The organism is Nesterenkonia lutea (assembly GCF_014873955.1).
In the GTDB taxonomy this organism is placed as follows: Bacteria; Actinomycetota; Actinomycetes; order Actinomycetales; family Micrococcaceae; genus Nesterenkonia; species Nesterenkonia lutea.
The window spans coordinates 1,694,993-1,709,359 of sequence record NZ_JADBED010000001.1 but is presented as its reverse complement, the minus strand read 5'-3'; the positions used below and the strand labels follow the sequence as shown (position 1 = coordinate 1,709,359).

The 14,367-nt window shown below is 67.4% G+C and carries 12 protein-coding genes; 6 read left to right on the top strand and 6 right to left on the bottom strand.

The annotated features are described in order from the left end of the window. Positions 1-48 precede the first annotated feature (48 nt). Positions 49-2,217, bottom strand: coding sequence for a RecQ family ATP-dependent DNA helicase (locus tag H4W27_RS07800; protein WP_192596495.1), 2,169 nt, complete (start codon positions 2,215-2,217; stop codon positions 49-51). 153 nt (positions 2,218-2,370) lie between these two features. Further along, the gene (locus tag H4W27_RS07795) at positions 2,371-2,760 is read right to left on the bottom strand and encodes an HNH endonuclease (protein WP_192595428.1); all 390 of its coding nucleotides are present in this window, start codon (positions 2,758-2,760) and stop codon (positions 2,371-2,373) included. 122 nt (positions 2,761-2,882) lie between these two features. Between H4W27_RS07795 and H4W27_RS07790 the strand changes: the two genes are divergently transcribed. Genes H4W27_RS07790 through H4W27_RS07780 form a run of 3 tightly spaced genes read left to right on the top strand, consistent with a single transcriptional unit; the run spans position 2,883 to position 5,957 of the window. Next, positions 2,883-4,403 carry a TIGR01777 family oxidoreductase gene (locus H4W27_RS07790; protein WP_192595427.1) on the top strand — a complete coding sequence of 507 codons (1,521 nt, stop codon included), beginning with the start codon at positions 2,883-2,885 and terminating at the stop codon, positions 4,401-4,403. Between the two features lie 18 nt (positions 4,404-4,421). Next, complete coding sequence (locus tag H4W27_RS07785) at positions 4,422-5,681, top strand: MalY/PatB family protein (RefSeq protein ID WP_192595426.1); 1,260 nt, start codon at positions 4,422-4,424, stop codon at positions 5,679-5,681. A gap of 15 nt (positions 5,682-5,696) precedes the next feature. Further along, the gene (locus H4W27_RS07780; protein WP_192595425.1) at positions 5,697-5,957 is read left to right on the top strand and encodes a glutaredoxin domain-containing protein; all 261 of its coding nucleotides are present in this window, start codon (positions 5,697-5,699) and stop codon (positions 5,955-5,957) included. Positions 5,958-6,021: 64 nt separating this feature from the next. On the opposite strand, the gene H4W27_RS07775 is transcribed toward H4W27_RS07780, so the two are convergent. Then, entirely contained in the window at positions 6,022-6,585 is a 564-nt protein-coding gene (locus H4W27_RS07775; RefSeq protein ID WP_192595424.1) for a TspO/MBR family protein, read from the bottom strand. Between the two features lie 53 nt (positions 6,586-6,638). On the opposite strand from H4W27_RS07775, the gene H4W27_RS07770 reads away from it, so the two are divergent. Continuing rightward, a complete protein-coding gene (locus tag H4W27_RS07770) occupies positions 6,639-7,241 on the top strand; it encodes a TIGR03085 family metal-binding protein (protein WP_192595423.1) in 603 nt (200 codons plus the stop codon). A gap of 65 nt (positions 7,242-7,306) precedes the next feature. Here H4W27_RS07770 and H4W27_RS07765 read toward each other — a convergent pair whose 3' ends face one another. Continuing rightward, entirely contained in the window at positions 7,307-8,785 is a 1,479-nt protein-coding gene (locus tag H4W27_RS07765) for a benzaldehyde dehydrogenase (protein WP_192595422.1), read from the bottom strand. Positions 8,786-8,982: 197 nt separating this feature from the next. Next, entirely contained in the window at positions 8,983-9,969 is a 987-nt protein-coding gene (locus tag H4W27_RS07760; RefSeq protein ID WP_192595421.1) for a helix-turn-helix domain-containing protein, read from the bottom strand. Positions 9,970-10,215: 246 nt separating this feature from the next. Between H4W27_RS07760 and H4W27_RS07755 the strand changes: the two genes are divergently transcribed. Then, a complete protein-coding gene (locus H4W27_RS07755) occupies positions 10,216-11,256 on the top strand; it encodes a tripartite tricarboxylate transporter substrate-binding protein (protein WP_192595420.1) in 1,041 nt (346 codons plus the stop codon). 61 nt (positions 11,257-11,317) lie between these two features. Continuing rightward, positions 11,318-13,543: a tripartite tricarboxylate transporter permease gene (locus tag H4W27_RS07750; RefSeq protein ID WP_192595419.1), complete on the top strand. Its 2,226-nt coding sequence runs from the start codon at positions 11,318-11,320 to the stop codon at positions 13,541-13,543. A 107-nt stretch (positions 13,544-13,650) separates the two neighbouring features. Here the strand turns inward: H4W27_RS07750 and H4W27_RS07745 are convergent, their stop codons facing one another. Then, on the bottom strand, positions 13,651-14,325 hold the full coding sequence (locus tag H4W27_RS07745) for a hypothetical protein (protein ID WP_192595418.1): 675 nt from the start codon (positions 14,323-14,325) through the stop codon (positions 13,651-13,653). Positions 14,326-14,367: the final 42 nt, after the last annotated feature.

The window sequence follows — 14,367 nt, the reverse complement described above, 5'->3', positions numbered from 1 at the left end:
GACTGCCGTCCGAATGGGCGCGCCGCGCAGCAGTCGCCGCGCCGCCGCTCAGCCGCGCATGCCCAGGGTGAAGGGGAGCACCTGGGCGGCACCTGCTCGGCGCAGCTCGCGGGCCGCCACGGTGAGTGTCCACCGGGATATCACTTCGTCATCGACCAGCAGCACCGAGGCGCCGTCGATCCGGCCGGCCAGCTCGGCGGAGACGGTGAACTTCCCCAGCAGTCCCGCCAGTCGGAAGGCGCTGTTGGTGTCCGGTGTGCTCGTGGGTCCGCCCTCGGCCCAGTCCAGCGCGCCGGCATAGGGAAGCTGCCCCACCCGAGCCAGAGACTGAGCGAGCGAGTCCACCAGCACCGGATGTTTCCGCGACGGCGTCGAGACGACGACGTCGGGGCGCCGCGCCCACCCCCATTCGGCCAGGACCCGGATCGCGCCGCGCACCAGCTGTTCGGAGACCTCGGTGTCCTCACCCTGGAGCGCCTCCCGCACGGGGGTGCCCCAGCCGAGGTCGCTGAGCCGGGCCAGCGCCCGTCCGGGCTCGGCCAGCTCCTCCGCGGGGAGCTTCCCCTTGAGCGATATGCCCAGCGCGCCCAGCCCGGTGGGCCACTGCTTGCGCGGGGCGATCTCCAGACCGACCCGGTCCAGGCTGGCCTTCGCCTCGGCCAGTGCGGGCTGGGAGACCTCCCGCGGGAACCAGGGGGCTGCGCAGGTGTCACAGCGGCCGCAGGGCTGGGCGGCGTCGTCGTCGAGGGCGTGGGCCAGGAAGACCATGCGGCACACTCCCGCGGGCAGCCGCTCGTAGTCGAGCATGAGCTGCTGTTCGGCCCGGCGCATGGCCAGGATGGTGTCGTAGCGCTCCGCGTCATAGGTCCAGGGCACACCGGTGGAGAGCCAGCCGCCGGAGACGCGGCGCACGCTGCCGTCCACCTCGAGGACCTTCAGCAGCAGCTCCAGCGGTGAGCGGCGGATCTCCACCATGGCCTCAAGCTTGGCCACCGAGAGCGTGGTCTCCGGAGTGAGGGCGTTGAGGACCGCGTCGGCACGTTCCTGAGTGGGCATGGAGGCCTGCGCGAAGTACTCCCAGATCCGGACGTCCTCCTTGCCCGGCAGCAGCAGCACGTCGGCACTCTCCACGGCGCGGCCTGCACGGCCGATCTGCTGGTAGTAGGAGACCGGCGAGGAGGGAGCACCGAGGTGGACCACGAAGCCGAGATCCGGCTTGTCGAAACCCATTCCCAGAGCGCTCGTGGCGATGAGCGCCTTGACCGTGTTGTCCTTCAGCGCCTGTTCCAGCTGCTGGCGCTCGTCGGGATCGGTCTGGCCGGTATAGGCGGCGACCTTATAGCCGTGGGCGTTCAGGTGCGCGGCGAGGTCGGTGGCCTGAGAGATGGTCAGCGCGTAGACGATTCCGCTGCCGGTGAGGTTCTCCAGATGCTGGGTGAGCCACGCGATGCGCTGCTCGGAGTCCGGCAGCGAGAGCACCCCGAGGCGCAGGGACTCGCGGCTGAGCGTGCCGCGCAGGACGAGGACCTCTTTATCCGCGCCGGCGGTCCCGGCAGCACTGGGGGCGGAAGCTTCGCCCGCGGGGGTCAGCTGTGCGGCGATGTCATCGACCACGCGCGAGTTCGCCGTGGCGGTGGTGGCCAGCACGGGCACTTCGGCGGGAAGGTTGCGCACGATCTCGCCGATCCGCCGATAGTCGGGCCGGAAGTCATGGCCCCAGTCCGAGATGCAGTGCGCCTCGTCGACCACGAGCATGCCCATGCGCTGCAGCAGGCCGGGGAGAACTTCGTCGCGGAAGCGCGGGTTGGCCAGGCGCTCCGGGGAGATCAGCAGCACGTCGAGTTCGTCATTGCGCAGGGACTCCATGATGGTGTCCCATTCATGGGCGTTGGCGGAGCTGACTGCCTGGGCGCGGACCCCGGCGCGGGTGGCGGCGGCGATCTGATCTCGCATCAGCGCGATCAGCGGGGACACGATCAGGCTGACCCCGCGCCCTCGGCTGCGCAGCAGGTGGGCGGCGAGGAAGTAGACCGCCGACTTGCCCCAGCCGGTCTTCTGCACCACCAGCACGCGGCGTCGCTGTTGGACCAGCGCGGAGATCGCCTCGAACTGTCCGGGGCGGAAGTCCACCTCGGAGCCCGCCAGCGCGACCAGGCGCTCGCGGGCCTCGGCGTGGAAGGCCGGATCCTGGTCCACCAGGCGTGCTTCCGCGTCCAGGGAACCACCCTCGGAGGAGTCGAGGTCGGAGGAATCGGGGCGGGCTGTGTCCGTGCTTGAGGTGCTCACACGTTCACTCTGTCACAGCCCTATGACACAGGCACGAGCACCTTGAGACACAGGCACGAGCGCCCTGAGAGGCGGTTCTCGGGTTCAGCCGAGGACGTTCGTGGCGCCTGTTTCATCACCCGAAGCAGCATCTGCCGCCTGGAGGGCGCGCGTGATGTCAACCCAGCGCCGCAGGAACTGCCGTTCGTCGAGACGCCGCCGTCGCATCCAGGACGTGACCTCAGCATTGGACTTGCTCGCATTGCAGGAACCACAGGCAGGAACGACGTTGTCGATCGTGTAGCGGCCGCCGCGGGAGATGGGGGCTACGCAGTCCTTCTGGAGCGGGGCTCCTGCGGCGCAGCAATAGGCGCAGCTCGCCCAGGCCTCCAGGATGCGGAACCACTGGTCCTTGGTCAGGTCGCTCCCCGAGGCGGCGACGCGTCTGGTCCGCCGCCGCGCGGCGCGGACTCGGCGACTGCTGCGAACGGGCATGGGCCGAGATTAGCATCGTGCGTGTTACAGCACGTGACGACCCGCGCACCTCCCAGCCGGCGGGGAGCACTGCCTGGTAGCGTTCCCGCTAAGCTGCCGCGCTGAGTCCACCAGGAGGCATAATGCCGATCTTTGAGTACGAGACCCACCTGCCCTTCTCCCGCGAAGACGTCTTTGACTGGTACTCCCGTCCGGGCGCGCTGGTGCGGCTGCACCCGCCCTTCGCCGGCCGAGTGATCGAGGAACCATCCAACGGTCTGCAGGACGGCTCGGAGTCCGTGCTGGGGATCAACCTGCCCAGCCTTTTCGGCACCACGCTGGCCGGGCTGGTGGACATGGCTGGCTCAGCGAGCTCGCTGCCGATGCGCGGCTACACCAAATGGCGCTCACGGCACACAGATTTCCAGGCGGGTCGGGGCTTCTCCGATGAGATGGTCTCCGGCCCGGCCAAGTCCTGGCGGCATGACCGCAGCTTCCAGGACGACGGCACCAGCATGGTGCTCCGCGAAAAGGTCACCTACGAGCTGCCGCTGGTGGACAGGCTCCCCGCCTCGGTGCAGAAGCGCGTGGCGCACCAGTTTGAGGCCGAGCTGAACCGCATCTTTGCGTACCGCGCGCGGCAGAGCAGCGATGACCTGGCCTTCCACCAGGCCCACGGACGGCTGGCCTCGCAGCAGACGCTCGACCCCAGCCACGTCCCGGACGCCGCCCCGGTGAAGGTCGTCGCCGTCAGCGGCGCCTCCGGACTGATCGGACGCCAGGTCTGCGCGCTGCTCGGTGGCGCCGGGATCGAGGTTCGGCGCATGGTCCGCGGCTCCGCCGCAGATCAGCAGGCCGGGGAGATCGCCTGGGACCCCAGTGCCGGCCGCCTGGACCCGGAGGCCCTGCGCGAGGCGGACGCGGTGATCCACCTGGCCGGACACCCGCTGGCCTCCCGGTTCACCGAGGAGCACAAGAAGAAGGTCTTGGACTCTCGGGTGGAGGGCACGGCACTGATCGCCCAGACTCTGGCCAGCCTGGAATCCGCGGATCAGCGTGGACGCGTGCTCATCAGCGGGTCAGCCATCGGGTACTACGGGGCGACGCCGGAGGATCGGCCGATTCGCAGCGCCATCCTGACCGAGGACTCACCAGCCGGCACCGATTTCCTCGCCGAGGTCTGCCAGAAGTGGGAACAGGCCGCCGCCCCGGCGCAGAAGGTCGGCGTGCGAACCGCCATGATCCGCACAGGGATCGTGCAGACCCCCGCAGGCGGGGCGCTGTCCCAGCTGCTGCCGCTCTACACGATCGGCGCAGGCGGCCCGCTGGGAGACAAGGAATGGCAGAGCTGGATCAGCATCGATGACATCGCAGGACTGATCGTCCACCTGGTGCTGAACCCCCACGCACAGGGCCCGGTCAACGGCGTGGGTCCGGAACCGGTCACCGCGAAGCAATACTCCAAAACCCTGGCCTCGGTGATGCGTCGCCCCTCGGCCATCCCCGTTCCGAGCTTCGGTCCGAAGTTCGTGCTCGGCGAGCAGGGTGCCAAGGAGATCGTCGGCGCGGATCAGCAGGTCAGCGGGGTGAAGGCGCAGTCACTGGGCTACGCGTTCCGCCACCACACGCTGCAGGAGGCCCTGGAACACGTGCTGGGGAGCTGATTCTGAGATGCTGAAGCTGTGATCGCCAACCCTCTGGAGCAGCTCTCCCTCGACCAGCTCCGGCAGCGGCGCAGCGCCAAATGGCGGGCGCACCCTCAGGACGTGCTGCCGCTGTGGGTCGCGGAGATGGACGTGCCGCTGGCCGAGGAGATCTCCGCCGCACTGCACCACGCGATCTCCATCGGCGACACCGGATATCCGGCTGGATCCGAGTTCGCCCAGTCGCTGAGCGGCTTCGCGAACCGTCGCTGGAACTGGTCCGAGCTCGATCCGGCGCGCACCGCCACGATCCCCGATGTCATGAGCGGAGCCGTCCAGGTGCTGCGCCTGGTGACCGATCCCGGTGACGCAGTGGTGGTGAACTCGCCGGTCTACGCCCCGTTCTACGCCTACATCACCCACGACGATCGCAGGGTCGTCGAAGCCCCGCTCGGTGCAGACAACCGGATCGATCTCGAGGTGCTCGAGAAGGTCTTTCGCCGTGCCGGTGCCCGAGGCGGCAGGGTCGCCTATCTGTTGTGCAATCCGCACAACCCCACCGGGACGGTGCACTCCCGCGAGGAGCTCACCGCAGTGGCCGCGCTGGCACGCAGCTGCGGAGTCCGTGTGGTGGTCGATGAGATCCATGCGCCCCTGGTCCTGGCCGGAGCTGAGTTCACCCCCTACCTGAGCGTGCCCGGGACGGAGGACGCGTTCTCTCTGATGTCAGCCTCCAAAGGATGGAACCTCGCCGGGTTGAAGGCCGCGCTCGCAGTGGCCGGGCCCGAGGCGGCAGCCGATCTTGCTCGCATGCCCGAGGAGGTGGGCCACGGCGCCTCCTACCTCGGAGTCATCGCCCACACGGCCGCGTTCCAGCACGGCGACAGCTGGCTCGATGCGCTGCTGGGCGGGCTGGAGAACAACCGGACCCGCCTGGGTGAACTCATCAGCGAGCATCTCCCCGACGTGCGCTGGACACCACCGCAGGGCACCTATCTGGCCTGGCTGGACTGCCGGGGTCTGGGTCTCGCCGCAGAGTCCACCCCAGCGGAGTCCACCGCAGGTGAGCCCAGAACCGAGGAGCCCAGACGACAGCCCGCCGTCGTCACGGAACTGGACGGCCCGGCGCGGATGTTCCTGGACCGTGCCAGGGTTGCGCTGAGCTCGGGACACATCTTCGGCTCCGGGGGTGAGGGACACGTGCGGCTGAACTTCGCCACGAACACGGCTGTCCTCACGGAGGCGATCACCCGGATGGGACACGCCAGCCGGGGCGCGGACCTGCGCGCGGACAGGTGAGAGCAGAATGGACACATGACTTCGACTTCACAGATCCGCATGTTCGGCGCACAGTGGTGCGGGGACTGCCGACGCACCAAGGCCCAGCTCGACGAGCTGGGGCTGGCCTATGAGTACATCGACCTCGAACACGATCCCGCCGCGGCGAAGGTGGCGCAGGAGATCTCCGGCCGCACCCGCATCCCGGTGCTTCTCTACCCGGACGGCACTCACCAGGTGGAGCCGTCCAACGCGGACGTCGAAGCCAAGGTCAGAGAGCTGCTGCTCTCGGACTGAGCGGCTGCCGCCCCTGCCACCGGCGCCCGCCGCCGTCGCCCCCGGAGACCCCGGACAGCTGCAGCTAGTTCATCAGCGCGATGTAAAAGTTCAACGTCGAGGCGTAGAGGGTCCACGCCAGGTATGGCGTGAGCAGCAGTGCGCCCACCCGGGAGATCGGCCAGAATCGCCAGATCGTCAGTGCGATCGCGATGATCAGCACCGCGATCAGCACCATCGCCGCCCAGAGCGCGGCGGTGCCGAAGATCGGGTAGCCGCCGAAGAAGAGCGGTGACCAGATGCTGTTGAGCACCAGCTGACCCACGAAGAGGGCCAGGGCAGGTGTCGCGTTGACCCCGTGGCGTCGGCGCCAGACGAGCCAGGCGCCCACCCCCATGAGCAGATACAGCACGGTCCAGACCGGACCGAAGACGGCGTCCGGCGGGGTCCATGCAGCTTTGTCCGCGTCGGCGTACCAGCCGTCGGTCTGACCCGCAGTGAGCAGGCTTCCGAGGAAGCCGACGGCCTGGGGGATCCCCACGAAGAGGATCAGCGCGATGATCTGCTTGACCGTGGAGTCTGGGCTCGACACGGAGCCGTTGCCAGCTGGGGAATTCCGGCTGGCGGCTGAGTGGTGACGCTGGCTCATGCTCATCATCCTTTCCGTACCCATCTGATGGACCCGACCCTACACTTGGGCCTATGACCTCAACAGCTTCCGAGCAACGTCAAGCCCTGGCCGCTGCCCTGCGCAGCGTGCCCGCCGACGCGCCGACACTCTGCGAGGGTTGGGCGGCCGAGGACCTCGCGCTGCACATCGTGATCCGCGACTCCCGTCCGGACCTGCTGGTGGGCCCGAACCTCCCGCTGGTGGGGGACTGGGCGAACAACGCGCTGCAGAACTTGCGCAACGCCGGGTACACGGCGCTGGTCAAGCGGGCGGAGGCCGGGCCGCCGATCTTCTTCCCGCAGAACTTCCCGCCGCTGAACGACATGATGAACACCGCCGAGTTCTACATCCACACCGAGGATGTGCTGCGCGCCCAGCCCGACTTCGATCCGCAGAACCCGCGACCCATCTCGGAGAAGCTGCGCAACCGCCTCTGGAAGCAGGGCGCTCTCATGTTCCCCATGGCCGCCCGCGGCGCGAAGCAGCGGATCACCTTCGCCAGCCCCGGCTACGGGACGACGACGAGCGGTCCGGCCTCAGCCCCGCAGCGCAGGATCACCGGCGCGCCCGAGGAGCTGCTGCTCTGGGCCTTCGGCCGTGAGGAGAAGGCCCAGGTCGAGATCACCGAGCTCTGAGACGAGCTCAGCCCGGGACCCCGGCGTGCGGAGTCCCGGGCTGAGGCAATGCCCTGCGCCAAGCCCTAGAACGGGTAGGGCGCGATCTCCGAGCGCATGGTCAGCCACTGGGTCTCGGTGAACGCCTCGATGTTCGCGGTCGCGCCGCCGAAGCGCGAACCGGTGCCTGAGGCGCCGACTCCGCCGAAGGGTGCGTTGGCCTCGTCGCCCACGGTCTGCTCATTGATGTGGACCTTCCCGGATTCGACCAGGTCAGCCACCTTCATGGCCTCGCCCACCTCGCCGAGCACGCCCACGGAGAGTCCGTATTCGTTGTTGTTGATGATCTCCACGGCCTCCTCGATAGTTGAGAAGGACAGCACCGGAGCCACCGGCCCGAAGATCTCCTCGCCCCAGGCGGGGTTCTCCGGGGTGATCCCGGAGATCACCGTGGGGGAGTAGAAGAGGTCGCTGAACTCTCCGCCAGCCTCCACTGTGCCGCCCCGGGCCACGGAGTCCTGGACGATCGAGTGGATGCGGTCGCGCTGGGTCGCGTCGATGATCGGGCCGATCGCGATGCCCTCTTCCGCCGGGTTGCCCACCGGAAGGTTCCTGGCCTTCTCGGCGAGCTTGGCGACGTATTCGTCCTTGATGGACTCGTGGACCAGGTGGCGTCCGGTGGTCATGCAGATCTGCCCCTGGTGCATGAAGGATCCGAAGGCGCCCGCCGAGGCCGCAAGATCCAGATCTGCACCAGGCAGCACGACCAGCGCGTTGTTGCCGCCGAGCTCCAGGTGGGCCCGCTTGAGCAGGCGACCCGCGGTCTCACCGACCTTGCGGCCTGCCGGCGTGGAGCCGGTGAAGGAGATGATCCGCACCTCGGGCGCCTCGGTGAGGGCCTTGCCGATGTCACCGCCGCCGGGGAGCAGGTGCAGCAGGCCGGCGGGGAGCCCGGCCTCCTCAAAGATGCGGGTGATGGAGACGCCGCCGGAGACCGTGGTGCGTGGATCCGGCTTCAGCAGCACCGCGTTGCCCAGGCCCAGCGCGGGGGCCACGGAGCGGATGGAGAGGATCAGCGGGAAGTTGAACGGCGAGATCACGGAGACGACGCCCGCCGGGCGGCGTCGCGCGAAGGACCAGTGCGCCTCATCCGAGGTGAGCACCTCGCCGTGGGGCGTGGTGCACAGGGCCGCGGCCTCGTAGCACTCCTGGGCGGCGACGTGCGTCTCCAGACCGGCTTTGGGCGGAATGGCTCCGGTCTCCCGGATCACCCAGGACTCGATTTCCTGGGCGTGCTGTTCGAAGAGCAGGCCAGCCCGGCGCATCACCGCCGCGCGCTCGGAGGGCTTCCAGGAGGCCCACTTCTTCTGCGCGGCGGCTGCGGAGGTGGCGGAACGGGTCACGTCCTCCGGGGAGGCGCTGCCCGCGGTGCCGAGGCTGGCTCCGGTGGCGGGCTCGGTGATCGGGATGAGCTCCCCGCCACCGGTCTGCCATTCACCGGTGTAGATCGTGCTGTCCCAGCGGGCATCTTCAAGAAGGCGGTTCTGGGTGGGGGCGTCGGACATCGGGGAGACCTCTCTGGAGTCGGAGGCTGCCGCGGAGCAGCCATGAGCTCCCCTCATGGTGATCCGCGGCACAGCCGCGTCCCAAAGGAACGTCCGAATCGGTCAAGTTCGGTGTCCGCCGGGGAGAAGTGACCGCGAACGGCAGCCGGCGCGTCAGCCCCGCCGCAGGCGCTCCACCCCGCAGATGTCTTCGGGGCTCAGTCCGAAGTGCTGCGGTACTCGCGGGGACTCATTCCGAAGTGTCGCTTGAAGGCTCGACTGAACTGGGTGGGTTCAGGCAGTCCCGCCCGTGCGCCGATCTGCGCGATCGAGAGGTCCATCCTCGCGGGATCGCGGAGCAGCTGCGCCGCGAGGTTCATCCGCTGCGTGGTGATGAAGCGTCCCGGCGTCGTGCCTTCCTCGGTGAAGAGGCGGTTCAGGTGACGGGGGCTGATTCCGACCTCGCGCGCCACGCGGTCCACGCTGAGTTCCTCAGTGAGCCGGGAGTTGATGCAGGCCTGCGCCAGGTTCAGATAGGCCCGCGCCCCGGCCTGCTCCCGACTGCCGGTCAGCAGGTGGAACGCGTCCAGGAGAACCTCTTCGGCGTCGGGGCTCGCATTCTCGCCCTGTTGGAACGCCATCAGCGCCGAGTGGGCGGCAAGCTTGGCCTGCGTGGCGGCGGCGGAGTCGCCGATGCGCAGGACCTTGGGCCGGTACTGGTCGGCCTGGCCAGAGTGCGGGCTCGCCAGTTCTCGTGGAACTTCGACGATGACTTGACGCATGTCAGAGGCGAAGCCGTACATGAACGGACGGTTTGCGTCGTAGACCACTGCGTCACCTGCGCTGAGCGTCTCGCAGCCGTCACCATGGTAGAGAAAGGCGCTGCCCTGGAGCAGCAGGCAGAGCATGACCGAATCCACGGGGTGGCTGCGGATGCTGGAGGCGCTGCGCTCGATCACATGCTCATTGCCCTGGATGTGGGCGAGCCGGATGCGGTCCATCTCGAGATTGACCTGCGTCGCCATGATGGAGCGGTCCGAGAGGGTGGTGCACCGCAGGCCGAACAGCTCCTGCTCGTTGTACTCCTCCCACAGCGTGATCCGGTCACTGACGGGGGCCCCTGTCGTGGAAAACCTGCTCAGCGCCGAGGCAGAGGGATGGGCGGGGCGCGGGGTCTCTGAGGGGCTCGCGGAAGAGTGTGTCATAGATCACCTCTGCATCTGGGGGACAGCCGCAAGTATAGGTGCTGGCCGGGCGAGTCGCGCGTCGCCCCAGGTGAGGCCCGGAGAGACGCACGGACCCGTTCTGGATGAGTCCGCTTGCCGTCCAGATCGGCGCACTTGGCACATTCTGCCAAGGTTTGTCCAGCCTTTTTGCACTGTGATAGTCATTACATGTTCGCAGAAGGAAACAATGTTCGCACAGCGCACACTCCACGTGATCGAGGGATTATGAGAATCAAAAAACTTGCACACATCACCACCGCATCGCTTGCCATCGGCGCACTCGCTGCCTGCGGCAACGGCGACGCAGAGACTGAAGGCGGCGACGCCGGAGGCGAGGACTTCCCGAACGGCAACGTTCGCATCGTCGTCGGCTCCGGTCCGGGTTCCACCATGGATGAGCTGGCACGCCTGCTCGCCCCCTACCTGCAGGAAGAATGGGATGAGTCTGTCGTCGTCGACAACGTCCCAGGCGCCAACCAGTCGGCCGCGTACAACGAAGTCGCGAACGCCGAGCCGGACGGCCACACCTTGTTCATCGGTGTCCACGGCACCATGGGCATCCACAACGCTCTGGGCAACCTTGACACCCCATATGACGAGTTCGAGTGGTTCGGCACCCTGGTCGAAGAGCCCTACACCTTCTACACAGCTGCCGACAGTGACATCGAGACTCTCGATGACCTGGTCGACGCCGAGCCCGTCCGCTACGGCGACAGCGGCTACGAGAGCCCGGTGAACCCCTTCGCGCTGACCGTGTTCGACGCGCTGGACACCGAGTTCATCTTCACTCCCGGCTTCGACCCCGGCGCGGCGCAGTCCGGCGTGCTCACCGGCGAGCAGCACCTGGTCGGCCGCGATGCCGCACAGATGCTGCGCGGCGGCACAGACCAGGACTTCCGCGCGCTGCTGGTGGCCTCCGAAGAGCCCCACCCGCTGCAGCCCGATGCTGCCACGTTCACCGACGTGGAGGAGCAGTTCGGCGTTGACATGCCCGTCTTGGACATCTTCCAGCTCGGCTTCCCGATCGGCACGACTCCCGGCACCGATGAGGAGACCGTGGACATGCTCGCCGATACGGTGCGCGGTCTGATCGAGGAGAATGAGGAGTTCCAGACGCAGCTCGAGGAGAACTACATGGAGGAGTCCATGCTCGCCGAGCGCATCGGTCGCGAGACGACCTCCGAGTACGTGCAGAACGTCATCGACCAGTACGAGGAGTTCGGAGTCGAGGACCTGCAGCAGCAGCTGGAAGCTGGCGGTCAGTAGCACTCCGCGCCTTCGCGCGTATCGAATCAGTCGTAGAACATAGATCGGAAATGGACATCAGATGGTAGAGGCATTAGGAATCGCCCTGGAGCTCATCGGCACCCCGATGGGGATCCTGATGATTCTCCTGGGCGCGTTCGTCGGGCTGATCTTCGGGATCCTTCCCGGCCTGGGGGCGAGCCAGGCGATGATCCTGCTGCTCCCGTTCACCTACGGGATGGATCCCCACCTGGCGATCCTGATGTTCGTCTCGATCATGTCTGCGGCATCGTTCGGGGGTGCCCTTCCGGCGATCCTGATCAATACGCCGGGCACCCCGGCGAATGTCGTGACGACCTTCGATGGCCACCCCATGGCGCTGCGAGGTGAGGCTGTCCGAGCGATCTTCATCTCCGGGGCGTCCTGCATCGCTGGGGCGGTCATCGGAGCGCTCGTCCTGTTCGCGGTGATCCCGGTCATCCCGATCGTGATCTCCGCCTTCGGGGCCAAGGAGACCTTCTGGCTGGTCATCTTCGGCATCGCCATGATCGCACTGGCCTCGAAGGGCAACACCCTCAAGGGTCTGGCGGCAGGCGCATTCGGCCTGCTGCTGGCCTTCGTGGGTCGCAACTACGTCTTCCCGGGTGAGCGCTTCACCGGCGGGATGGACTTTCTCTACGACGGCGTCCCGATGGCCGCGCTGCTGGTCGGCGTCTTCGCCATCGTGCCCATGATCATGCTGGGTGCCCGGCGCACCGTGGTGGACGAGAGCGTCGCCAGTGCAGCCGTGGTGGATACGAAGAACTACGGACGCCAGGCGCGGCAGGGCGTCATGGACGTGGTCCGCCGCCCCGTGGTCACCATCCGCAGCTCGCTGATCGGTGTGGGCCTGGGCATCATCCCCGCCATCGGCGGAGCCACCTCCAGCTTCATCAGCCACCTGGTCGCCAGGAACCTCCACCGCGACAAGCCCGGCGACGATGACTTCGCACCCAAGGGCGTCATCGCCTCGGAGACCGCCAACAACGGCAAGGACGGCGGCGCGCTCATGCCGACGCTGGCCTTCGGCATCCCCGGTGACCCGAACACCGCCGTCCTGCTGGGTGCCCTTCTGATGCATGGCGTCCCGCTGGGAAGCACGCTGTTCTCCTATGATCTTGACCTGGTCATGATCATCGTGCTCGCCCTGGTGCTCGGTCAGATCGCCGTGGTGGCCATGGGTGCCGCAGCGGGTCCGCTGGTGACCCGGGTGACCGGAATCAGCACCGCCTTCCTGGTGCCCGTCGTGATCGTCTGCGCCCTGATCGGTGCCTACCTCTACCGCGGCAACGTGTGGGACCTCAGCATCGTCTTTGTGGCGGCCTTCGTCGCCTATGGGATGGGGCTGTTCAACTACCCCGCGATCAGCCTCATCCTGGGATATCTGTTGGGCGTCGAGGCCGAGCGCACCTTCGTGCAGAGCGTGACCATGTCCCAGGGCAACTACCTGGCCCTCTTCGACGGCTGGATCGTCTGGACCCTGATCATCGCCATGGTCGCCTCGTTCGTACTGGTGGGCATCTCGGGTCGGAAGAGAAAGACCGACGACGACGCCGGCCCCTTCCGCGGCGGCGAGGCCGTCAGCAGCCTGACCCCCGCGCGGGGTGGGTCCGGCGGCTCACCGGTCCACGGGCCGGGCGTCTCCCCGGAACCTTCCGAAGGTGCCACGATGACCCAGGGCGCAACCTCGGCCGATCCAGCACCCACCGAGGATGAACTCGTCACCGCGGAGAACAGCGCGAAACTGGCGCTGCGCTGGCGGCTGATCGGCGTCGGTTTCGCCACGGCTCTGCTGCTGCTCGCGGCCGCCTTCCTGGTGGCTTCCATGCAGTATGAGGACGATATGGGTCTGTTCCCCATGATCGTCTCCTGCCTCATGCTCGGCTTCCTCGTGCTGGTGCTCATCGGCGAGCTGCTTCCCGTGCTCCGTCCCAAGGTGCAGGCGTCCGGTGCCAAGACCGTGAAGCCGCCGGAAGGTCCCAGCGTCTCCTTCAGCGACTTCAAGAAGCACGTCAAGATCTTGATCTGGCTCATCGGATTCATCGTGGGCACCGTGGTGATCGGCTTCCTCGCGATGCCTTTCCTGATCGCGGCCTATGTGCGCAGCTTCGACCCCGACAAGTGGCGCGCAGGAATCTACGTCGCTGTCTTCATGGGTGTGCTGCTGGTGCTGCTGGGCATCTTCTCGCCCACCCAGTTCTGGCCTGGGTCGCTGCCGACCATCCTGCCGGGCCTGCTCGGCGGTGGGCGGCTCGCCGACCTGTTCTAGACGGTCGACGTCGACGCCGACGCCGTTCAGACGGAGGGGAGAGGCTGCGCAAGGGCCAGTCCGAAGCGACTCGGACAGCTCACGCACCCCCTCCTCCCGGCGACGGTCTATTGAGCCGTCCATTCGCCGCAGTCACTGGTCTCGAACGCGACGTCGGTCTCGGCGATGGTCACGAACCCCTGACCATCGGGAAGACCATTCGTGATGATGTCTCCGAACTCGCCGCTGAGCCCGGAGAGGCGTGCCCAATAGCAGTAGCCTGACCCGCCGTCGGTGCGATAGGTGCCGGGCTGGATGTCTTCACCGACGATGAAGGTGCCCGATCCGGGGATCGAGCCAGAGCTGGATGCCTGCTCCTCCTCCTGGACCGCTTCCTCGGTCTCAGCCGCCTCCTGAGCCTGGGACGCCAGTTCTTCTTCGCGCTCGTCGAGAGCTGCTTCACGGTCATCGAGCTCTGCGGTTCGAGCCTCCAGGGCCTCCTCGTCCTCGGTGATCTCGTCGCGGCGCTCCTGAAGATCCGCCGGCTCGACCTCCACCTCTTCGGTGACGGTCTCCGTCTCCGTCTCGGTGATGACCTCCGGCTCGGCCTCGCCGCTGGTGCCGATGCCCACTCCGGCGAACAGAGCCACGAAGAGTCCGACCATCCAGGGCCATCGCCGCTTCTTCTTCAACTGGTCAACGGGCTCTGCAGTGACAGGCTCTTGCCATGCCGCTCCTGCGGACTGTTCGGAGTAGGGCTGGTGCTGCTCGGTGGGATGGTCGTTCTGGTGCGAGTGATTCATGGTGTCCCTTTCCCTCGGGTCATTCACTGGAAGTTCCAGTGC